The 21909-nt window shown below is 47.5% G+C and carries 27 protein-coding genes and 2 pseudogenes; 12 read left to right on the forward strand and 17 right to left on the reverse strand.

Annotated features, from left to right (window positions below; translation table 11 throughout):
* Position 1 precedes the first annotated feature (1 nt).
* From fliR to fliF, 13 genes are all read right to left on the reverse strand, one after another.
* On the reverse strand, positions 2-784 hold the full coding sequence (gene fliR / locus AYY17_RS14060; RefSeq protein ID WP_067424579.1) for a flagellar biosynthetic protein FliR: 783 nt from the start codon (positions 782-784) through the stop codon (positions 2-4).
* A gap of 3 nt (positions 785-787) precedes the next feature.
* Complete coding sequence (gene fliQ / locus AYY17_RS14065) at positions 788-1057, reverse strand: flagellar biosynthesis protein FliQ (protein ID WP_067402307.1); 270 nt, start codon at positions 1055-1057, stop codon at positions 788-790.
* Between the two features lie 8 nt (positions 1058-1065).
* Positions 1066-1809, reverse strand: coding sequence for a flagellar type III secretion system pore protein FliP (gene fliP / locus AYY17_RS14070; RefSeq protein ID WP_067402304.1), 744 nt, complete (start codon positions 1807-1809; stop codon positions 1066-1068).
* 9 nt (positions 1810-1818) lie between these two features.
* A complete protein-coding gene (fliO, locus tag AYY17_RS14075) occupies positions 1819-2271 on the reverse strand; it encodes a flagellar biosynthetic protein FliO (RefSeq protein ID WP_082981400.1) in 453 nt (150 codons plus the stop codon).
* Position 2272: 1 nt separating this feature from the next.
* On the reverse strand, positions 2273-2683 hold the full coding sequence (gene fliN / locus AYY17_RS14080) for a flagellar motor switch protein FliN (RefSeq protein ID WP_067424581.1): 411 nt from the start codon (positions 2681-2683) through the stop codon (positions 2273-2275).
* Positions 2676-3689: a flagellar motor switch protein FliM gene (fliM, locus tag AYY17_RS14085; RefSeq protein WP_067424583.1), complete on the reverse strand. Its 1014-nt coding sequence runs from the start codon at positions 3687-3689 to the stop codon at positions 2676-2678. The genes fliN and fliM overlap by 8 nt, the downstream gene beginning before the upstream one ends.
* Positions 3690-3694: 5 nt before the next feature.
* Positions 3695-4183 (reverse strand): flagellar basal body-associated protein FliL, encoded by a 489-nt coding sequence (gene fliL, locus AYY17_RS14090; RefSeq protein WP_067402295.1) that lies wholly within the window; start codon positions 4181-4183, stop codon positions 3695-3697.
* A 164-nt stretch (positions 4184-4347) separates the two neighbouring features.
* Complete coding sequence (locus AYY17_RS14095) at positions 4348-5721, reverse strand: flagellar hook-length control protein FliK (protein WP_067424585.1); 1374 nt, start codon at positions 5719-5721, stop codon at positions 4348-4350.
* Positions 5722-6165, reverse strand: coding sequence for a flagellar export protein FliJ (gene fliJ, locus AYY17_RS14100; RefSeq protein ID WP_067402289.1), 444 nt, complete (start codon positions 6163-6165; stop codon positions 5722-5724).
* Positions 6166-6176: 11 nt separating this feature from the next.
* Positions 6177-7541 (reverse strand): flagellar protein export ATPase FliI, encoded by a 1365-nt coding sequence (gene fliI, locus AYY17_RS14105; protein WP_067424588.1) that lies wholly within the window; start codon positions 7539-7541, stop codon positions 6177-6179.
* Positions 7538-8266, reverse strand: coding sequence for a flagellar assembly protein FliH (gene fliH, locus AYY17_RS14110; protein WP_067424590.1), 729 nt, complete (start codon positions 8264-8266; stop codon positions 7538-7540). The genes fliI and fliH overlap by 4 nt, the downstream gene beginning before the upstream one ends.
* A complete protein-coding gene (fliG, locus tag AYY17_RS14115; protein WP_067424592.1) occupies positions 8259-9251 on the reverse strand; it encodes a flagellar motor switch protein FliG in 993 nt (330 codons plus the stop codon). Before fliG ends, fliH begins: the two co-directional genes overlap by 8 nt.
* Positions 9248-10957, reverse strand: a complete 1710-nt coding sequence (gene fliF, locus AYY17_RS14120; protein ID WP_067424594.1) for a flagellar basal-body MS-ring/collar protein FliF — start codon at positions 10955-10957, stop codon at positions 9248-9250. Before fliF ends, fliG begins: the two co-directional genes overlap by 4 nt.
* 273 nt (positions 10958-11230) lie before the next feature.
* On the opposite strand from fliF, the gene fliE reads away from it, so the two are divergent.
* Complete coding sequence (gene fliE / locus AYY17_RS14125; RefSeq protein WP_067424596.1) at positions 11231-11542, forward strand: flagellar hook-basal body complex protein FliE; 312 nt, start codon at positions 11231-11233, stop codon at positions 11540-11542.
* A 42-nt stretch (positions 11543-11584) separates the two neighbouring features.
* Here the strand turns inward: fliE and AYY17_RS14130 are convergent, their stop codons facing one another.
* Positions 11585-12379 carry a tyrosine-type recombinase/integrase gene (locus tag AYY17_RS14130; protein WP_082981402.1) on the reverse strand — a complete coding sequence of 265 codons (795 nt, stop codon included), beginning with the start codon at positions 12377-12379 and terminating at the stop codon, positions 11585-11587.
* Positions 12380-12383: 4 nt separating this feature from the next.
* Here AYY17_RS14130 and AYY17_RS14135 point away from each other — a divergent pair, with 4 nt between their 5' ends.
* The 6 genes from AYY17_RS14135 (at position 12384) to AYY17_RS22360 (ending at position 16327) form a co-directional block, all read left to right on the forward strand.
* Positions 12384-13025: a DUF6246 family protein gene (locus AYY17_RS14135; protein ID WP_235845395.1), complete on the forward strand. Its 642-nt coding sequence runs from the start codon at positions 12384-12386 to the stop codon at positions 13023-13025.
* A gap of 96 nt (positions 13026-13121) precedes the next feature.
* Positions 13122-13481 carry a hypothetical protein gene (locus AYY17_RS14140; RefSeq protein ID WP_067424598.1) on the forward strand — a complete coding sequence of 120 codons (360 nt, stop codon included), beginning with the start codon at positions 13122-13124 and terminating at the stop codon, positions 13479-13481.
* 1030 nt (positions 13482-14511) lie between these two features.
* Positions 14512-14757: a hypothetical protein gene (locus AYY17_RS14150; protein WP_067424600.1), complete on the forward strand. Its 246-nt coding sequence runs from the start codon at positions 14512-14514 to the stop codon at positions 14755-14757.
* Positions 14742-15551, forward strand: a complete 810-nt coding sequence (locus AYY17_RS14155) for a hypothetical protein (protein WP_067424602.1) — start codon at positions 14742-14744, stop codon at positions 15549-15551. The genes AYY17_RS14150 and AYY17_RS14155 overlap by 16 nt, the downstream gene beginning before the upstream one ends.
* Positions 15552-15669: 118 nt before the next feature.
* On the forward strand, positions 15670-16155 hold the full coding sequence (locus AYY17_RS21335) for a hypothetical protein (protein ID WP_067424604.1): 486 nt from the start codon (positions 15670-15672) through the stop codon (positions 16153-16155).
* A gap of 13 nt (positions 16156-16168) precedes the next feature.
* Positions 16169-16327 carry a hypothetical protein gene (locus AYY17_RS22360; RefSeq protein ID WP_235845396.1) on the forward strand — a complete coding sequence of 53 codons (159 nt, stop codon included), beginning with the start codon at positions 16169-16171 and terminating at the stop codon, positions 16325-16327.
* A gap of 352 nt (positions 16328-16679) precedes the next feature.
* Here AYY17_RS22360 and AYY17_RS14170 read toward each other — a convergent pair.
* Positions 16680-17776, reverse strand: a pseudogene (locus AYY17_RS14170) (IS3 family transposase).
* Positions 17777-17853: 77 nt separating this feature from the next.
* Here AYY17_RS14170 and AYY17_RS14180 point away from each other — a divergent pair.
* From AYY17_RS14180 to AYY17_RS22640, 3 genes and pseudogenes are all read left to right on the forward strand, one after another.
* Positions 17854-18354, forward strand: a complete 501-nt coding sequence (locus tag AYY17_RS14180; RefSeq protein WP_067424606.1) for a fimbria/pilus outer membrane usher protein — start codon at positions 17854-17856, stop codon at positions 18352-18354.
* The gene (locus AYY17_RS14185) at positions 18335-19354 is read left to right on the forward strand and encodes a fimbrial protein (protein ID WP_156656715.1); all 1020 of its coding nucleotides are present in this window, start codon (positions 18335-18337) and stop codon (positions 19352-19354) included. Before AYY17_RS14180 ends, AYY17_RS14185 begins: the two co-directional genes overlap by 20 nt.
* Before the next feature lie 217 nt (positions 19355-19571).
* A pseudogene (locus AYY17_RS22640) lies at positions 19572-19909 on the forward strand (MliC family protein).
* Between the two features lie 114 nt (positions 19910-20023).
* On the opposite strand, the gene AYY17_RS22375 reads toward AYY17_RS22640, so the two are convergent.
* Both AYY17_RS22375 and AYY17_RS22380 read right to left on the reverse strand, forming a co-directional pair.
* Positions 20024-20251 (reverse strand): putative hemolysin, encoded by a 228-nt coding sequence (locus AYY17_RS22375; protein ID WP_067424609.1) that lies wholly within the window; start codon positions 20249-20251, stop codon positions 20024-20026.
* A 9-nt stretch (positions 20252-20260) separates the two neighbouring features.
* The gene (locus tag AYY17_RS22380; protein ID WP_067424610.1) at positions 20261-20596 is read right to left on the reverse strand and encodes a DUF4377 domain-containing protein; all 336 of its coding nucleotides are present in this window, start codon (positions 20594-20596) and stop codon (positions 20261-20263) included.
* A gap of 459 nt (positions 20597-21055) precedes the next feature.
* Between AYY17_RS22380 and crcB the strand changes: the two genes are divergently transcribed.
* Together crcB and AYY17_RS14210 are read left to right on the forward strand one after the other, a co-directional pair.
* On the forward strand, positions 21056-21436 hold the full coding sequence (gene crcB, locus AYY17_RS14205; protein ID WP_067424611.1) for a fluoride efflux transporter CrcB: 381 nt from the start codon (positions 21056-21058) through the stop codon (positions 21434-21436).
* Between the two features lie 9 nt (positions 21437-21445).
* Positions 21446-21844 carry a CrcB family protein gene (locus AYY17_RS14210; RefSeq protein WP_067402252.1) on the forward strand — a complete coding sequence of 133 codons (399 nt, stop codon included), beginning with the start codon at positions 21446-21448 and terminating at the stop codon, positions 21842-21844.
* Positions 21845-21909: the final 65 nt, after the last annotated feature.

Here is a 21909-nt window from a genome sequence, read left to right on the forward strand (position 1 = left end):
ATCATCCGGCATAGAGCGTAAAAATCAGTGATAACTGTTCAAACGCCTGATTAATCACCCGCTCAGTATAGCCCGGAAGAACGGAAATAATCAGACCGAGCATGCTTATCCCGACAGTCAGCGTCAGCGGGAAACCAACCACGAAAACAGATAACTGAGGTGTCATGCGATTTAAGATACCTAACGCCAGGTTAAGAATCAAAAATAAGGTAATAAACGGCAGTGCCAGCATCAGTCCGTTTAAAAATATATGGTTGGCAGATTGCACCAGGATCCAGAAACCATCACGGTTCAGCGGAAGTATCTGTATGGGAAGCAGATCAAATGAGTTAACCACAATATGAATCAGCCACAGATGCCCGTCAAAAGAGAGAAACAGCAACACAACGATCAGGTTAAATATGCGCGCGATAATCGGCATATTCGGGCCACCGCTCGGATCAAAAAAGGTCGCGAAAGATAACCCCATCTGCAAACCAATCACTTCACCTGCATGTCGCACCGCGGCAAATGCCATCTGCATCGCCAGCCCCATGGTCACACCAATCACCACCTGTTGCAGAATAACCCATAAACCGGACGCGGAAAAAAGCGGAATATTCACAACCGGTAACTGTGGCGAAACAATCAGTACCGTAAAAAAGGCAAGCATTACCCTGACTTTACCGATGGACTGTTTTTCATTAAAAAAGGGTGCGGTACTCAGCAGTGCCAGGATCCGGATAAACGGATAAAACCCCTGGCTCAGCCATAGAGTGAGCGTTTCGCTGGTGATGGTTAACATAGATTAACCGATAATAAACGGCAGATTATTTAACAGGTTGCGCATATAGTCGATGAGCAGGTTGAGCATCCACGGACCGGCAATCACGATGACACTGATAACTGACAGAATTTTCGGGATAAATGACAATGTCATTTCATTTACCTGGGTGGCGGCCTGCAATAAACTGATCAGCAGACCCGCCGCAAGAGCGGCAAGCAGCAAAGGTGCTGCCAGCATCAGAGCCACTTTCATGGCTTCAATACCCAGAGCCATAACGGATTCAGGTGTCATGACGTCTCCTAGTTAAAAAAGCTTTGTGACAGAGAGCCGAGCAGCAATTGCCAGCCATCCACCAGCACAAAGAGCATCAGCTTAAAGGGCAGGGAGACAGTGGCAGGCGGCACCATCATCATCCCCAGTGCCATCAGCACGCTGGCGACGACAAGATCGATAATCAGAAACGGAATAAACAGTGTAAAGCCAATCTGAAATGCGGTTTTCAGTTCGCTGGTAATAAAGGCAGGAATTAAAATGCGCATCGGCACATCTTTTGCTTCCTGAATATCCTCTGTTTTGGCAATACGGGCAAACAGCGCCAGATCGCTTTCACGTGTCTGACCCAGCATAAAGGTACGGAAAGGCGCGGTTCCCCGTTCAAGTGCCGTTTCCAGGCTGATTTTATCTTCACTGAACGGCTGATACGCTTCCTGATACACTTTATCGATGACCGGTGACATCACAAAAAAGGTGAGAAACAGCGCCAGCCCGAGCAGAACCTGGTTTGGCGGTGCGGAAGGCGTACCCAGCGCATTACGTAACAATCCCAGTACAATAATGATGCGGGTAAAGCCGGTCATCATCAGTAACAGCGCAGGGATAAACCCCAGCAATGTTAAAAACAGCAGTGTCTGAACCGGCAGCGACCAACTCTGACTGCCATCCGGCAGTACATGGCTGACAACACCGGGCAGAGATGCCTGTGCCGCCTGCGGAAGAAGCAAAAGCAGCATCAGTACGGGGATTACACGTTTGTGAAATAACATCTTGGATTCTCAGATTGGCTTATCAACAGGCGCGGCCCGTTTGGTTTTCAGCAATGCATGAAAGGCAGAGGGTGTATTTGTTACCGCATCCGGGTCTGCCGGGCAGCGGTGGAGTAAATTAACTGATTGCGCAGTGACACCCAGGATAAGCCACTCATCCTGAATCTCCACAACCACCAGCCGTTCTTTATTACCTAAGGAACAGCTGCTTTTTACTGTCAGCAGTGCTGTTTTTCCCGCAAGTTTTGCGGAAAATCCCAATTTTCTGACAAGCCAGGTTAATGCGAGGATCAGCAGGATAATTCCGCCGAGCGCCCCGGAAACCTGTATCAGACTGTCTGTATTGCTGACCGCCGGTGTGCCCGGTACAGCAGATTGTGTGATTACCGGAGAAAAAACGGCAGAGTCTGCCGTTTTTTCTGTTGCCGGTAACGCGGCGTGCCCGGCGCTGTTTGCTGTCATATCAGCGGCTCAGACGACGCATACGTTCAGACGGGGTAATAATATCCGTGATGCGGATACCGTAGTTATCAGAGACAACCACGACTTCGCCCTGGGCAATCAGATAGCCGTTGATCAGGATATCCAGCGGCTCACCGGCCAGTCCGTCAAGTGCGACCACTGACCCCTGTGATAAATTCAGGAGTTTTTTGATGGTCATTTTTGTCCGGCCCAGTTCAACAGAGAGACGGACCGGAATATCCATAATCAGATTGATATCAGACAACTGACTCAGCGGATTCTGGCTGTCAAGATTATCAAACGGATTCTGAGTTCCGGATTCTGCTTTTTTTTGTTGCTCCATCGCTTCAGCCCACAGAGATTCATCATTATTTTCAGGGTTCACAGCCGGAGTGTTATTCGCCTCACTCATTGGTTTTTTCCTCGTCCAGAGTGTTTAATACAGGGTTAATCAAATGTTCTACACGCAACGCATATTGGCCATCACGGGTGCCATACTGACTGGTCAATACAGGTACGCCGTCAACACTGACAATCAGGCGATCCGGTTTATCTACAGGGATCACATCCCCTTTTTGCAATTGCAGTAATTTAGAGATGCGCATCGGCATTTCCGCGAAATTAGCCACCAGCTCCAGCTCAGAATGTTTTACCTGTGTAACCAGGTTTGACACCCAGGCTTCATTTTCCTGATTACCGTGTTCCATCGGCGGATTAATCAGCCGTTCGCGGATAGGTTCAATCATAGCTATCGGGATACAGATACTGAGTTCACCAATGGTGTTACCAATCTCTATCAAAAACGATGTTGTCACGACAATATCGTTGGGGGAGGTGGTGATATTGGTGAATTTTACCTGTATCTCGGAGCGGACATATTCCACTTCCAGGTCAGCAATCGGCTTCCATGCATCACGGTAAGCATTCAGTGCCAGTTTCAGCATGCGGTGGATAATGCGTTGTTCGGTATTGGTAAACTCTTTACCTTCAGAACGAACCGGAAAACGGCCGTCTCCCCCGAACAGATTATCAACGGCGATGTACACCAGCGCGGGCTCAAAGGTGAACAGCGCGGTTCCGCGTAACGGTGGCATGTGCACGAGATTGAGGTTGGTCGGCACCGGAAGGTTGCGGGCAAACTCATGATAAGGTTCGATTTTAATCCCGCCAACGGTAATGTCGGGACTACGGCGCAGCATATTAAACAGCCCCATACGGAACTGGCGGGCGAAGCGCTCATTAATAATTTCGAGGGATTGCATCCGCTCGCGGATAACGCGGCGCTGAGTATTCGGATTATAAGGACGAACCTGATCCTTATCTTTGTCCTGTGTTTCGTCGGCAGGAAGCGGCTCTGATGGCGAATCACCATTGAGCAGCGCGTCGATCTCCGCCTGAGATAAAATGTTATCGCTCATCAGTTTTACCGAAGAATAAAAGTGGTGAATAACACATCCGAAATATCCTGATCCGGCTGACCGGGAACCAGCGTCGGAGCGAGTGTGGTTTTAACCGCATTCATTAACTGAATTTTTCCGTCATGCGTTCCCAGTATCTGTGATGTCTGTTGTGATAACAGCAGCAGCAGACGGCTGCGGACTTCCGGCAGATATTCATGGAGTTGTTCACGGGAACGTTCGTTGGCCAGGCGCAGTGTCATATCAATATATAACACGCGATCACGGCTGTTATTCAGGCCGGGCAGGTTCACGGTAAAAGGTTCAACCCCCATGAAGATGGGCTCAGGCATATTGGCCCGTTTTTCATCTCCGGTGCCGGCAGCAGCGGTGGTACTGTCCTGTTGGGACCACCAGCTGTAGCCACCAAAACCTGCTCCCGCGAGGGCAATCAGGGCGAATAAAACCAGTAACCAGGCATTGGAACCTTTTGAGGCGTTACGTGAAGACGACATGTTAACTGAATTCCTATTTCTTTTAGCAAAACCCGTCAGGGGTTTCATACTCTGTATACCCGACTATTATGGCGTGCTTCTGCGGGGCTAAAGGGGGGAAAAACGAAACAAAAAGGCGGTAACTCGGGGCTTTAGTTTCCGGGCTCCGCCATTTAGTATAAGGATCAGGCGAAGGTATCTATTCCGCCGCGTGCGAGGGCTGCGCTGTGTGCCACACGGCTGACGGTGGTATCACCCGGAATATTCAGTGCGGTGATACTTCCGGCGGCAGACAGGGATTCCCCGGATTGCCCGGCGTTCTGACCATTGCCCTGATTTTGCTGATCGCCACGGTATTCCTGACCAACAGAACTTTGTGCCAGATTAATTCCGCTTTCCTGAAGGGCACTGCGCAGTACCGGCATCATTGATTCCATTGCGGCGCGTACATGGCTGTGTGGTGAAACAAAGTGCATAACGGCCTGATTATCTTCTATTTTAAGATGAATATTCAGTGAGCCGAGTTCTTCCGGATGCAGCCTGAGCTGTGCCTGCTGCAATCCCTGGCGGGAGAAGTAAGCAACATTCTGGCTGACCTGCTGCTGCCACAATTCACTGCCTAACTGACCGGTAAGCGGCATCGCCTGTGCGGTTGGTGCTGCAGCTTGTGTGGCAGAAATCTGGGCGGCAGACGGCATCAGTGCCGGGCTTTGCAGTGCAGTATGTGCGCCGGGTGCGGTGACAGTCTGAAAAGCACTGTTTTCAGTTTTGATACTGAATGCGCTCTTGCTGTTGTCACTGGTGTTCTCTGTGACAGAGGCCAGTGATAACGGCGTTGTGGTATCCGCTGATTTTTTATTCAGCGGCATAAAATCATCCGGTAATGTTTTTGGCTCAGTTTTTTGGGTATCAGCTAAAGAAAAGCGGGGCTGATCGACACGCGGTTTTGATTTCTCATCAATAAACAGGGTGCGCGCATCAATTTTTTCATCAGTGATAAGCGGTTTATCTGCGCCTTTCAGCAACTGTTCCTGATCCTGCGCTGTTTCTGCGGTTTTGGTAATATTTTTTCCGCTGTCATCAATGCGCAGTTTGGTATCAGTTACCGGTTTTTCCGCAACCATACCATCGCGTCCGGTCAGGCGCTCTCTCAGTGCCGCCAGCAATGCATTATCCGCCTCATTATCTGAAGCCGGAAGCGCGGTATCTCCGTCTTCTGCACTTTGCAGCAGTTTCGGATTAAGATCCGCTGTGGTGGTATCACCCTGCAACCGCCGGGAAAAATTAAGCTGTGCCAGGGTGTCTTCACTGGTTTGCTTTTGCGCCGCTGTGGTCTTTATGTCTGCGGCAGGCTTACGCGCAGCACTATCATGCGGATTGTTCTTTACGGCATTGGCAGCACTGACCTGTGCCGGTTTTTCCGGGCGGGGTTGCTGTGCATCAAGGACGGACTGAAACGGCAGAACCGTTGCCTGTGCGTCTTCTGCCTTAGGGGATTCCTGTTTATTCAATGCATTGTCAGCTGAACTGACCAATTTGGTGCCGGCATTGACATCCATTTATCGGGTTCTCCATAAAGTAGCGCGCTGGGCAAATTCATCCATCTGCTTTTGCTCCAGCCGGTTTTGTCGTTGATTATGTGCATGATCGGCGCGCTGAATCAGAGTATCGAACGCATTTACCCGCTGCTGTTTTTCCTGCCAGTGACGGTTTGCTTCACTGACCCGTTGTGCCCAGACGGTTAACTGGGTTTGCTGCTGTTCTATTGTCACATCCAGGGTGACTAAAAATTGCTGATAATTCTGCCACTTATCGGCAGCCATTCCGGTGTGTAATGTCTGATTCAGTTTCTGGCGGTAATCTGCCTGATAGTTTTCCAGCATAGTGAGCTGCTGACTCATCTGTGTGTGAGTCAGGCGCACCTGAGCCAGTACTTTTGCGGCTTCTTCAGCGGCATCTTCGGCTAAGCTCAGCAGTGTGGTTAATGCATTATTTTTTGACATTGACGGCCTCGTTACGCTTGCGGCACGACCTGATCAAGCTGCTCACAGGCATCCGGGTAATCACAGCGTTCATCGATATCCTGTTGCAGAAAACCAGCCATGTGCGGGAACCACTGAATTGCCATATCCAGCATCGGATCACTGCCTGCGGCGTATGCGCCGACATTAATCAGATCACGGTTACGCTGATAGGCAGACGTCAGTTGCTTAAACCGCTGTATTTTCTTGTAATGGCTTTTGTCGATAAGTTCTGTCATTGCACGGCTGATTGATGCTTCGATATCGATAGCAGGGTAGTGTCCGGATTCGGCCAGTGAGCGTGACAGCACGATATGGCCGTCAAGAATGGCCCGCGCGGAGTCAGCAATCGGATCCTGCTGGTCATCGCCTTCGGTCAGGACAGTATAAAACGCCGTAATAGAGCCGCCGTTTTTCCCGTTACCTGCCCGTTCCACCAGTGCCGGTAATTTTGCGAACACTGACGGAGGATAGCCTTTCGTTGCCGGCGGTTCTCCGATGGCGAGCGCAATTTCGCGTTGTGCCATGCTGTAACGGGTCAGTGAATCCATAATTAACAGGACATTGCGACCGAGATCACGGTAATACTCTGCGATACGGGTGGCATAGGATGCACCCTGCATTCTCAGCAGAGGGGAGACATCTGCCGGTGCCGCGACGACAACGGCGCGTTTTAATCCTTCTGCGCCAAGAATATTTTCAATAAAATCTTTAACTTCGCGACCACGTTCGCCAATCAGTCCGACAACAATAATATCGGCATGAGTAAAGCGCGCCATCATGCCGAGCAGCACACTTTTTCCGACACCGGAGCCGGCGAACAATCCCATACGCTGCCCGCGTCCGACGGTCAGCAGGGCATTGATGGCCCGCACACCGACATCGAGCACGTCTTTGATAGGACTGCGCTCCAGCGGGTTAATCGGCGGGGTTATCAGCGGTGCACGGAATTTGGCTTCCAGCGGACCTTTACCGTCCAGCGGATTGCCGGAGGCATCGAGGATCCGCCCGAGCAGCTCATCACCCAGCGGTAACTGGCGGCTGGTCTGCCCGCCCGCACCGGTGGATTGCGCGTAAACACGCGCACCGGGAGCTATCCCTTCCAGCTCTGCCAGCGGCATCAGCAGCATGCGCGGGCCATTGAACCCGACCACTTCGCAGATGACTTCTTCGGTTTTGCCGTTGATGATACGCTCGATAAAACAGGTCGCTCCGAGGGGCATTTTGATGCCCTCAGCTTCCATTACAAGCCCGGTAATTTTAGTGAGCCGCCCGTAATGACGGGTCATCGGCACGCCGCTCATCCGTGCATCCAGTCCGTCCAGCGCACTAATCCAGCGGCCAATCCGTGCCGTCATAATGAGATCTCCGGGGCATATAACCGGCACAGCTCCTGCCAGCGTGTGGCAACGCTCATGTCGATTTCGCCATCATCCGCCACCACGCGGCACCCGCCGGCATGCAACTGCGGATCCGGCACCAGCCGCCAGCCGTTCAGATTCAGCTGGGTGCTGAGATGCTGTTCCAGCATCTCAATATGCACCGGGTTTACCCGCAGTTCCGGCTGACCGGCAAACAGGGGTTTTTGTTTCAGAAGACGGCTTATCTCTTCCAGCAGCGCCGAGCCGTCACAGACAGCGGGCTGTCCGAGCACTTGTTTGGCGGCGGTCAGCGCAATCTGTAATAATTTTGTAGTGACTACGCTGTCAAAGCTGTCCAGGGAATAACTGAACTCAGACAGTAATTTCTGCCAGGATTGCGTAACCGGTTGCTGCTCTGCCAGTGCCTGCTGACGGCCCTGTTCCGCACCTTCCTGTAAGCCCTGTGCAAAACCGGCGTCATATCCGGCTTTTTCACCCAGTTCCTGACCTGTCTGAAAACCGCTGCGGTGTGCTTCTTCTTTCAGATTGTCCAGCAGATTGATCTGCTCCAGAACTTCGCGCGGCTCCAGGCAGGGAATTTTAGGAACATCCGGCTCCGGTACGTCTGAGAGAGAAGGGAGCACAGAGGAATTGAGATCCCACTGATTCAGTTCCCGCGGCTGCCAGCGTTTCCATTGCGGATTATTTTCCTTATCAGACATAGACATCGTCACCACCACCAATCACAATTTCACCGCTTTCCATCAGGCGGCGGACCACCAGCAGAATGGTTTTCTGTTCATTCTCAACCTGAGACATACGTACCGGTGAGCGTGATTCCAGATCATCACGCACCATTTCTGCCGCACGGGTCGACATATTGCGCAGGAAGTGTTCGCGTAACTCTTCATTACAGCCTTTCAGTGCAATAACCAGCGAGTCATTGGCAACATCCTGAAGGATGCGCTGAATGCTGCGGTTGTCGACTTCGATAAGGTTTTCGAACAGGAACATTTCGTCGATAATACGTTGTGCCAGTTCGCCGTCGTAATCGCGCATTGCACCGATAACACCTTCTTCCTGCTGACTTTTCATCAGGTTGATGATTTCGGCTGCGGTTCTTACGCCACCCATTTTGCTGCGTTTGAGATTCTGTCCGTCGAGCAGGTTATTGAGCACTTCGGTCAGTTCTGCCAGAGCCGCCGGCTGAACACCGCCGAAGGTGGCAATACGCAGCATAATGTCATTGCGCTGACGCTCGTCGAATAGTTCAAGCACATCGGCGGCCAGATTGCGTTTTAAGTGAACCAGAATGGTGGCGATAATCTGCGGATGTTCGTCGCGGATAATATCGGCCACTGTCTGCGGCTCCATATAATTGAGGCTTTCAATACCGGATGCACTTTCATGCTTCTCAAGAATATCTTCCAGCAGGCTGGCTGCTCTGTCTTCGCCCAGTGCTTTGATAAGAACGGAACGCAGATAATCATTGGTATTGATATTAAGTGCCGCGTACTGAATCGCCGCTTCCTCAAATTCAGTCAGGACTTCTGCCAGTTCGGCGTTAGAGACCTGGCGCATATTGGAAACTGCCATGCTCAGTTGCTGAACTTCTTTGTTATTCAGGTGTTTAAAGACCTCTGCAGCCTGGTCTTCACCGAGCGTCATCAGCATGACGGCGCTCTTTTCTGTTCCGCTTAAATTCATTGTGATTTTCCTAACCATTGGCTGATAACCATTGCCACAACCTGCGGATCTTTATCTGCCATTTCACGGATCCGCTGACTCTGGATCTCTGCACTGACACGTTGACGGGTCAGGCGGCGGCGGGTTTTCTCATCCATATCATCACTGATGGTTTCATCAGCCACGAGCGGTGTTTTCATTTGTGTTGCTTTAAACAGACGAGCTTCGCTCTCAGCCTGTTGTGCTTTGCGGTAACGTTGCCATTGTGGCTTGATACCACGACGCCACAGGAGCCAGCCAACCAGTAACAGCAGCAGAATTTTTCCGTAATCCAGCGCCTGCGCGATAATCACCGGACTGGTAAAGACGGATTGTTCTTCTGTAACCTGACCTTCATCCGTAAAGCGGGAGTTGGTGATGTTCAGACTGTCGCCGCGCGAAACGGAATAGCCCATTGCTTCGCGGGTCAGCGATTCAATCTCTTTAAGCATCTCCGGCGGCAGCGGTTTCATTACTTCTGTACCGTCTTCCGCTTTCTGCGGCAGATAGTTAATGATGACCGCGACTGAGAGGCGATCAACCACACCAATCTGGCGCTGGGTATGACTTATTTTGCGATCTACTTCATAATTCGTGGTTTCATCGTTTTGCGAATTAATATTACCGCTACGGTTATTATCGGCAGGCGAAGCTGTTTTGTTATCCTTCGCATCCTTATTATCCGCTTTTGCTGTTTCTATCGGCGCGGCTGGTGCACTGACCGGCTGATTAGATAACGCACCCGGCACACCGCCCGGCCCGCCGTTACTGTTCTGCTGACTCTGGCTGCTCTGACGCGAACGGACTGCGCCGGTATCCGGTTGCTGATTAGGTTTATACTCTTCAGCGGTCTGTTCGACTTTGGAGTAATCAACCTGCGCGGTGACCTGAGCCTGAACATTGGCACGACCGACCAGCGGGGAGAGCAAGTCTTCAATCCGCTGTTTGAGACGGGCTTCTGTCTCATTTGTCAGTTTCATCTGTGAAGTGCTGACAGATTGCTGGCTGTTATCATTATTAGTAAGCAGGCGTCCGGCCTGATCGACAATAATCACATTGGCGGTGGTTAATCCGGAAACACTGCTGGAAACCATGTGCACAATGGCACTTATCTGACCTTCATCCAGCGCGCGGCCGGGAAGTAAACCAACGGTTACAGATGCCGTCGGGGATTTTTGTTCCCGGACAAACAGAGTCGGTTTCGGAATGGCGAGATGAACCCGCGCGGTCTGAACCGGACTCAGTGATTCAATCGTGCGGGAAAGTTCCCCTTCAAGGGCACGCTGATAGTTAACCTGTTCACTGAACTGGCTGATACCGAACTGCTCTTTGTCCAGCAGCTCAAAGCCGGTATTTCCGCCTTTTGGTAAACCGGCCTGAGCCAGTTTCAGACGCAGTTCGTGGACTTTATCGGCAGGCACCAGAATGGCGCTGCCATTATCCGCAAGCTGATACGGCATATTCATTTGTGTCAGCTGACCGACAATATCACCGCCGTCTTTTGCACTCAGATTACTGAGCAGTACGCGGTAATCAGGGCTTCGCATCCAGAGGAACAGTGCGACAATAATCGCAATTGCGGCAGCGCCCGCGATCATCAGCGGAACTTTCGGATCGGCCTTAATACGGTCAATAATCAGGGCTAATCCCTTTTTGTTATCTCCGGTGTCTTGTGATGCGGCACTCATAAACATTCCCTGCCTTGCAGATTTGACGGGTGAAAATAGTTTTGGCGAAACAACGTAATTTCCCTCTTTGTAACGTCACTTTTTTACGCTGCTATTATTCCCTGTGAATAACAAATCTAATGACAGAATCAGCCTGTAATTTAGGTGTTATTTACGGGCTTCAAGTTAAAAAGGGTGTGGTAGGGTAATGCGGCATAAGATATGACAGGTGTTTTTGCAGGAAAAAAAGAGCGCCGGAAAATTTACTAATCCGTAATAGCATAAGAGAAAAACATGACAATTCAGGCAATTGAAGGGGTTGTTTCCCAACTGAATGTAACAGCAGCACAGGCTGCAAACCACACCAAACCTGTGGTTGAAGCTGTGGGCTTCGGTGATCATCTGGTTTCAGCCGTTAATCAGATTAATACCACGCGGGTAGAGTCTGCGAAGAAAACAGAAGATTTCACTCTGGGCAAAGCAGATATTTCACTCAATGACGTTATGGTAGACATGCAAAAAGCCAGCCTGAGCCTGCAAATGGGAATTCAGGTACGCAACAAGCTGGTTGCCGCGTACCAGGAAATTATGTCAATGCCGGTGTGATGGTGTTAACTGTTTGAAATTAATATAATTTGTCGTTTCTCGTCATCGCTCGTCATCGCTCGGGGACGCATAGGGGACAGATTGATTCAATTTTTGGTTCAGTAGTGAAATTTGGTCTTGGTCGTTCTCAGGCATCCAAGAGCCATAAACATCATGAACCATCTTTGAAGAGGCATGTCCCATTTGTGCTGCAATGAACGCAGGGTTCGCTCCTGCGGATAACATCCAGCATGCATAAGTATGTCTGGTCTGATATGACTTCCGGTGCCTTACGCCTGATCTGCGGATCAGGGATTTCCATATCTGCGAAAAACCACCCGGAGAATAAAACTTACTATCACCACCGTTGACACTGACAAGTCCTGGCTGAAATACAAAGGTACACTGATCTGTCCTGAATTTTTTAAATTCCCTGGTGCTAACCGTTACCTCCACTGGCTGAGTTAACTTTGTATGCGCCGCCTGATCTTTCAGACAATCGAACGCGGGCGAGACAAGGTGAATAATTCTATTGGTTCCGGCATCAGTTTTAGGGTAAGAGAATTTAGATGGCCCGCAAACATTACGGCGAACCATAATTGTTTTGTTTACCATGTCGATGTCCTCCCACGCCAAGCCTGTTAACTCACCAGGTCGGAGTCCTGTATAAACCGATAATATAAGCATGTTACGAGCCTGAGCATTCGGGCAACAACTGATAAGCCTTGAAAGTTCATCATCTGATAGCGGGTCTGGCGTTGGCCTTTCCTTTTTTAAATATGAAAAATTTATCGTTAGATCCTCGCTTATATACTTATTGCTAAATGCAAATTTAAACTGGGACAGTGGCATTTGCATGTAGTTGTTACCTGTTCCGTCCGTCACTGGATGCAATGACGCGAATCGGGTCGCCAAAAGAGATAGTGAGCACGTTTACGCTATTAAATGGCGCAGAGTACAGCAAATCATTGCGTCTGCTGTAGACGCTTACGGCACGGTTCCTGAATGGCTGATAACACTGTTAAACAAGCCGGTGTACGGGCGCAGCATTCTGTCATCAGCAATGAACGTGATGCAGGCATGCTGTGATGATGATTGCTCTGAGATTATCGGGGAATGGCGACCGGGTAAATCCGGAATAATGTACCGTCACAGCGCTATGAATTACCGCGATATCATTCTGCTGGCGCGTAAATTGATGACCCATGGCATTATCGGCAAGGCTAAGGTAAGAAAACTCCAACGCAACGAGGAAAAAGATGAATACTCAGACGAGTTTCACGCCGTCGAGTACATCAGCGCCGCCCGTGTACACTTCAGCATCACCCGCAGCGAAGCCGAGCAAATAACCCTCACCGAATTCGTGATGATACTGAAAGCAAAATATCTGGACGAGAAGGGCTTCACTGCTGATGAGTATGAAGCCATCACCAAAGCCGACGATGCCCGTAATGATGATCTGATTAAGGGCAAACGGCGGCTGGTGAGCAGGGAAAAAGCGTGATAAAACATCGATATTCGCAATATTTCGGCTCTTTCTTACTACAAATAAAGCACATGTCTCTTAGTATCATGGCTTTAAAACTAAACGGTGGTACCTATGAAAAAGTTATTGATAGTATCAGCTGCAGCCATGCTTACCTTTGGTGCTTATGCCGGAGGAGAGGGTAAGGGATATTCATTAGAGCAACTACATAAAATAATTGAATCTGGGAAATATCCGGCTATTACTGAATACGAAGAAACAGGCGGTGGTGATGTTGCGGATATAAAATCTTGCAAAGATAGGATACTGAGCCGTGCCGCTAATTTCTCAGAATATCCCATCACTGTTGAGCGAGATATTGAAAATGAAGCTTACGAATCAACAGTATGGATGAACTTAAAGGCGCAAAAAGTTATTTGTGAGGTTAAAGATGGCAAGGCTAAAGGGACGCAGTTTGATGCACCCTATAAGTAAGCCGGGAAACTCAAGTAGGACTATCTGACACCGATAGATATCAACTGACAATATACACAGATACTGGTGAACTTCGGTGGTAGATGGTTTACCGCGATTTATCTGTCGCAAAAGATGAATATGCTTTACGGCAAATGTTTTAAATAATCAACAGGCCATGGACGGCCTTGTGATTCAGTTCACACGCCGCCTCTTAACTGAGGCTTTTATACATGTATACTCTACTGACGCAACGGAAAACGAAAAAATAGAGAGTAGGTATGCTTACTGAACACATTAGTCAAGAATACAAAAATGACATGTTTGAGTTTTTTTACGCATTTGCTCGTTTTGAATATGTAATGAAAGTGAAAGGTTTTTCAAAAAAAATATGCTAATAATAATGCCAGCCCTAATTGGGATAAATTAAAAGATGATAAAGAGATAAGTGAAAAAATATTCAATGAAAGAACCGAGTCTGGTAATCGCCTGCTTGAACTTGCACCAATGGTGCAAATTATCAGAATGGAAGGAAGCAATGCGGTATTGGCATGGCAGAAGGTGTCATATGAAGTCAGTAGGAATAATTATTTTGCGCAGCTGATGAAGGCGTTAAAGACAGTCAGGAACAACCTATTTCACGGCGGGAAGGAGTGTGAGAGCGGGTTCGAGTATAGCGACAGAAACATGGATCTCATCCGAACCGGTACTGCTGTTATAAATGAGATGGTTGCTTCGCTGGGGTGGAGTGGGGATTTCAGCGCCCAGCACTAACCAAACTAAGCCACGGAAGGGGCTTAGTTGTGTAGGGTGGTAACAAAATCTGAAAGTGGCGGTCGTTTTTTGGAAGTGTTAATTGTGCTTTTTGTCACAATCGCCTCGGTATTGAGCGATTAGCGTTACCAGTAATTACCTGATATTACCCGAAGTTACCAATTTTTTATCACAACCGAGGTTGTCAAAGGGGCACTTTGACCCTATTATTAGCAAATAGAATGTTTAGCAATGAGCTAAACCTTAACCAGCACAAAACACCGCGATAGGAGGTCGTATGGGTAAATTATTTCGAACCATGATTAAAGCGATCCTCCAGCCTGAGAGGGTGGTAGTAAAGGTATTTGGCTCAAATGGCCAAAAAGAACAACCAGAGGCTAACACCACTGATAAGTTTTTCGTGGATAAAAATGGGGCAATTTCTCTAAATCCAAATAGTGTTATTGTTAAAGAAGCGATTGAAAACAACATTAACTTACTGAAAAACGTACACAGGAAAACAGATAAGTGTGGGCAGCAGTAATAGTTCTTGTTTTGGTAAGTGGGTATTACTATGTTGATTCTCACTTACCTTCAAAGTACAAGCTCAATAAGGCTGTGGGTTGGAATGCTTACTTTCATGTTGCACTGAAAGGTTCTATATTTCTTATTCAGGGTGCCGCCTTATCGCTATTTATTGTTTTTTCGTTTTACTTAGTTATGTGGTTATTAAATATTCCCACATACCTATTTGACTTATACCATCCCTTTACGTTTGCCAGCGACATAGCATCGTTCAGAATCTCAGGAATGAGTACATGGACGGCATTATGGCTCACCATGACCATTCTTATTTCTGTTGGTAATACTGTAGAAGCTCAAAAAAATAACCGATCTCCGGCTAAGAGAATTGAAGGGTTTCGTGAGATAGCAAAAGACAATGCCATCGAAGGAATAATTCTGGAATCGCTTGATAAAGTCCAAGACGGATTATTGCTTCTGGTTACTTTAAAATCACGTAAAGTTTATGCTGGGATGGTTGACGCTGCCAGATTTGAGGGAATGGATACAAATTCGCTAGTGCTGATACCATTTATGTCAGGGTATAGAGACAAAGACACCTTGTCATTCAAGGTTGAACATAACTACACTTCACACTACGCCAAAGAAAATATCACATTTGAATCAGAGCCGCTTTCGCTGTATCAGTTTAGGCATGTTCTTCCTTATGACCAGATAGAGTCATTTTCATTGTTTAATGTGAATACGTACATTAAATTTCAGCAAGCATCAGATGATAATGATGACAATGAGCCACAAGATAAAATAGAACAATAAAGACCCGCTACGGCGGGTTTTTTGTTTCTGCTCCAACCTCAAAATCTCACACCGTTTTGCTTTCATTTGCATCACCAGATGATTAACATGAGGGAAACTAATTATTGAGGGTGGGGATGTGAGGAAAATAATTGTTGGTGTTTTGATAGGTGCCATGCCGCTAGTGGCGGCTGCTGATGGTGCTTATCGCGATGAAGGTGAGTGGATGATAAAAATAAACACTAATAAATTAACCGATAAAGCGGATGTTTATGGGATGTTACATTCCTCCAGCGGCGGCGGAACATTATTTATTAGATGTGAAAATAACAAAACTGAAGCATTTTTATCAATAGATGATTATCTTGGCAGCGGGTACAACACTGGCGTAACAACTAGAATTGATGGCGGAAAGCCTATTAAATCATCGTGGACTATGGGTGAGGGTGGTGATGCAGCATTTGCACCAAAAGCGGTATCTTTCATTAAAAGTATTAATGGGAAAAAAGGGTTAATAATTGGTTATAGCCCATACGGGAAATCACAAGTGATCGCCGAGTTTGATTTGAATGGAATCGATAAGGTTGCCGGTGAGGTATCGGCAGCGTGTGGATGGAAACTTTAATAATGGGGTTGGTGTGATAAAGAAAATTATCGTCGTATTATCTATATTAATTATCGCGATTGCTGTGTTTGCATACAATAAACTAACCATTTTTACCGTCCAGCCAATAGGGTCTGTTCCTGATGGCGCAACGATTGTTATGTGGAAAAAAGGCGACATGCGTTTTTTTTGAAAGTGCCGATGGGATATGTATGCGAAAGATGGGCGGGGTTAGCCTACTTTGCCGAGCAAAAGTTCTTGGAAATAGCGTTGATCGGAATAATATCATCATGAGGCTTCCATATAGTGAATATGCGTATTTAAAATCGACAGATGGTCGCAAGTTTGACAGGTAGAATCCTGCCAAAATAAAACAAAATACTAAGTCAGCAAATCCTGCCAATCGGCGGGGTTTTTCATTTTAAGGAGCCGGTAAATGGGGTAATCCCCCCGTTTTAAACAGAGGTTTTCAGTAGAATGTGGTTAACTGAGCCCGTCTTTGCATCGGCGTAATACGGTAATCCCCCCGTTTTAGACAAAGGTTTTCAGTAGAATGTGGTTAACTGGGCCCGTCTTTGCATCGGCGTAATACCACCCAGACCTATGTGAGGTCGCTCATGGTTATAATGCCATAACCAATTTGTCGCGACTTCCTGTACTTCCCTAATGTGGCTGAAAATAGTTTGGTTTAGCCAATCATAACGCATTGTCCTGTTAAAGCGTTCAATATACGCATTCTGCTGTGGTTTTCCGGGCTGAATATACAACAGCGTTATCTCTCTGTTTATTGCCCATTCCTGCAACTGATGGCTCAGATATTCCGGGCCGTTATCACAACGAATACAATCCGGTTTTCCACGCCATTCAATAATCTGTTCCAGCGAACGGATAACCCGTGCAGCCGGTAATGAAAAATCTACGTCAATGGCCAGCGTTTCACCGTTAAAATCGTCAATAACATTGAATGTCCGGAATGTTCTGCCGTCACTCAACTGGTCATGCATAAAATCCATTGACTATGTCTGATTAATCATTTCCGGCACCGTCAGCGGAGCCGGTGGTAATCGGATAATCCGGGCTTTTGGCTTAATCCGTAAATTCAGTTTCAGTTCACAATAAATACGGTAAACACGTTTATGATTCCAGCGGAAGCCTTTTACATTCCGCAGAAATAAAAAACATAATCCAAATCCCCAGTGATTATTTTTTGTCGTTTGTTCTGTCAGTAAATCGGCAATGAGCTGATTGTCATCGCTACGTTTTGACTGATAGCGGTAACCGCTGTTGCTGATACAGAATGTTTCACAAGCCAGACGAATACTAATGCCCCTGACCGCCACGGCATTCTGAGCCAACAGACGACGCAGTGGCGTGGTTACCACTTTTTTTGCATGGCTTCCTGAATGATTTCGGATTTAAGCCGTTCTTCGGCATACGTTTTTTTCAGTCGCCGGTTTTCATCCTCAAGTTCCTTAAGGCGGGCAACCATGGAAGCATCCATTCCGCCGAAACGTGAACGCCATTTATAAAAGCTCGCGCTGCTCATACCGTGCTCACGACAAAGCTCGGGAACCGGTGTTCCGGCTTCAGCCTGTTTCAGGATCGCGATAATCTGACTGTCAGTAAAACGTGATTTTTTCATATAAATCTCCCCGATTCATGTTACGAGAAAATTCCACTTATGAACACTCTGGTTTTTCGGGGGGATTACCTCGTCCTATGGGTGAAACAAATGCGCTGGTGCGCACACCGGGTGCCGGCGGAATTAAAATCGAAAACGACCCGGGGGCGAAAACCAATATGTTTGGTCTGGCAGTTGTGCCTGAGCTTATCCCGTACCGCAGCAACATCTTACGGCTGGCACCGGACACGCTGCCTGCTGATGCAGAAGTGGCCACACCGCTCAATGAAGTTTTCCCGACACGCGGAGCCATTGTTCTGGCTGATTATTCCACACGGATAGGTAAAAAAATGCTGGTGACACTGCGTGATCGGTTTGGTGAAACCTTACCGTTCGGCGCATCGACAACAGTACCCGGTAACGAAGAACGGTTTTATGTCAGTAACTATGGCCGTGTGTATTTGAGTGGTGTGCAGGAAGCAGATGAACTGACGGTAACCCGGGGTGATAAAAATCAATATCAGTGCAGCTTCAGTTACGATCTCAGCGAAATGAGCTCAGTCAACGGACTCTATATTTTTGACGTTACATGTCAGTGAGATGCGGGTGATAGCCGCACCATGTACCGTAATAAAAGATGATAACGAGGTAAGTATGATTTCCATGATGAATTACCGCTGGCTGCTTCCTTTGCTCGGGTTGTATGCCACGGCACTGAGTGCGGCGTGTGATATTACCACGTCAGGTGATATAACCCGGGATAACCATTTGCAAAAGCGGATTGAGGGAACGGTGACAGCAGGAATGGCGCTGGCGACACAGACCTATACCGGCGGGCAGGTTCCGGTTTGTGATGAGCAGGTGTCAGAAACAGTAAAATTAAATGCGCATCAGCCATTCAGTGAAGCGCCGTCGCGGCATTATAAGGATATTAACGGTGTACCTGCCTATTACCTGAACGAGGATTATGCATATTCCATCCGTTCTGAAAGTGCCCGTAATTTTACCGCTCAGGGGGAAATGCTCACCGTAACCGGCAGACAGGGCAGTGTGATGCTGCCGGGCGCGACTGTTACTCTTTACGCGGCAGTGGATAATCCGCGCCCGCTTCATCTGGCTTCAGCGCAGATTGGCAGTGTAAAAAATGACCGTAATGAAACGCTGTTGAAACTGAATTTATCAGCAAATATTGAGACGGTCGATAACTGTGAAATTCTTAATGATAATACAAAGTTTGAATTCGGCACGCTTGAGCGCAATCAGCTGACAGGAAATCCCGGAATAACCACACACTCGGCACAAAATACCCTGGCTATCCGTTGTTCGGACAGCCGGGCGAATAAAACCGTCAGGATGAAGCTGAACAACAACAGTAAATACGCTAATGACGGCGAGTCTGTCATTGAGTCAGATAATCCGGGGCTGGGTTTTGTGCTTTATTACAACGGACGTCGGATAACCAAACACGAGGAAACTGAATTAGGTTCGATGACCGGGGTGAAGGACTCAAAACTGACCGCGTATCTGTATAAATTAAATCAGAATATAACGCTGGGTGCTTTTAACGGCACCGTGGAATATACACTGACGTTTAACTAATTTTATTTTTTTTGATTTCTTTGTCATGTCGTGAAGGCAGGGGAATTGTGTGAAATTTTGCAATTCCCTTTTTTTCGGCGTCTTTTTAGATGTGATGCTGACAGCGGTTACCTGCCGGCTAAAAACAAGAGATATCCTATTCCTGTTGCAGGGGATAAGAACATAATTAATGTGCATCAAAATAAATAGCTGTATTACTCGTTTTCAGGAGAGATCAATGCGTAAAATTCTGTCTGTATCTGCTATTGCGTTAGTTTCTGCATTACTGGCAAGCCCGGCGTTGCCGCAAAAACAGAAACCTATAATTGTGAAGGGCAAAAGATCAAAGTATCGTTCCCGGATGAAAAAACGGCAGTGATGTTATACAGTGATGAATTAATTGTTTTGAAAGACGCTGTCGCAGCAAGCGGAGCCCGTTATGTCGGGGAAAACTTCCAGATTTGGTCGAAAGGAAAGAACGAGTTTAATTTAGCCACTATTTCGGAAGATGATGCGGTTAATGGTCGTGTCGCTGAAGATAAAGGTCGTACCTGTAAACTGGTTAAAAGTAAATAATATACCCTTATTCATTCAAACTGCAGGTTCGTTGGCAGCGTGAATAGTGTTGGGTATAGATATCTTACTCAGTTATGTAACACAGGGGCGGAAAATATACCGCCCCTGCTGGTATTATTTATGGTCACGGCGAAACAGTGCCCACTCTTCAATTTCAGTGCCATCCGGTAATGTACAGTAACCCGTCTGACCATCAGCGGTATCTTTTATTTTAAGTGTACCGCCGGATTGTTCACAATATACGGATGCCGGGTTTGCCATACCCATTTTTTGTGAATTTTGCGGGGCAGACGAACAGCCGGCAATAACACCGGCGGTTATCAGTAATATTACTTTTTTCATCGGATGTATTTATTTCCTGTCTTTATCCAGTACGGTTAACAATTCATATCTGGCACTTGGTGCATCTGCCGGCGGATTCGGAATATCGGTCACTTTTACCGCTATCCGGTATAAGTAGCCCGGCTCATAGGTAAATCCGTCGATATTTTGGTAGAAAAATTCCCATTCAGCATTTGGTTTTTCTTTCACTTTCATGCACTTCATCGGTGCAACACCGACACAGTCAGCCAGCTGAGAATCAATATATAAAATTTTTGACGGGTCAGGGGCCTGGTCCGCTCTGTAGTTGTGGCTGCATCCGGCAAGCAATAAAAGAGCGGGGGCAAGAATATAAACAGGTTTCATCAGCAATCCTTAGTAAGTAACGGGAAGTCCGGTTCTGTATTTCTTTGACCACGGAAAAACTATATTAGTTCCGTGACGGCAGACAGCGCGGTTCTATTTCCGGACAGGGATTTATTCTGCGATTACTGCTGGTGTCTTTCTGTTTACGGTATTATAAATTCCCGGGAAACAAAATATGCCGGGATATTATAGCGTGGAACTCACAACGGGTTATTCTATACTCTAAATAATTCGGGATGCATGTAGGCGACAAGCGAAGATTGGCGGGGAGCATAGATAACTATGTGACCCGGCGGGCTTTGCGCAGTCAACACCCAGGCATCCTGAAGTATGACGAGTATATCAGTGCGTTTGCATTAACTTGATTAATTCTTGTCATATAATTGTGAAATTCAGCCGGAAAACCTACACTGTCAGCTATGCGTATTTATCCTGAAAGTAATCAACAGGCAGGTTATTATGACGGCGACAGATATTTTCTGGGTTGGGGTCGGTGGCGGCAGCGGGTCATTATTGCGCTGGTGGGTTGGTAAACTTGTCGGGGAGCGTTATCACGGACATTTTCCGCTGGGGACATTTATCATTAATATTTCCGGTGCCTTTATTATTGGTTTTTTAAGCACATTGTTTGTTATTGACTGGCATGATCGTTTCGGCTCTTTTCTGCATGCGGCAATTTTAACCGGAATTTTGGGCGGATATACCACCTTCAGCAGTATGCAGCTGGATGCGGCAAAACTCGTCAATACGCAGCAGCGGATATTAGCATTCAGTTATTTACTGCTTTCTGTGGTGTGTGGTCTTGTTGCCGCGGCAACGGGTATCTGGCTTGCGGCGTGAGGAAACAGCATGAATATGGTTATTCTGATTTTTGTCGGCGGGGCATTTGGTGCAATCTGCCGTGAATTATTGATGCTGGGCGTGCCATCATTAAGTGATGGTTTCCCTCTTGATATTCTGGCGGCGAATATTATCGCGTCTTTTTTGCTGGGGATCACTGCCGCGCTATTGCAACGCAACCGTATCAATCAATATGTGAATGCGCTTGTGGCGACAGGCATTATGGGCGGATTATCGACTTTCAGCAGCTTTGTGTACGGTACATTTGAAATAATATCATCACCGGGATTACTGGCTACGGGAATCAGCTACCTTTTGGTGAGTATTGCCGGTGGTTTTCTGGCTGTGATGGCCGGATTATTTTTAGGCAATCAGGTAAAGCCCGGCACACAAAACGTGGCCGGGTAATAAGGTTCCGGTCGGGCGGTGGAACGTTCCGTCCGTCCGGAATAGGTCAGAGAGTATTTTTGATT

It is taken from the genome of Morganella psychrotolerans, assembly GCF_001676055.1.
GTDB lineage: Bacteria > Pseudomonadota > Gammaproteobacteria > Enterobacterales > Enterobacteriaceae > Morganella > Morganella psychrotolerans_B.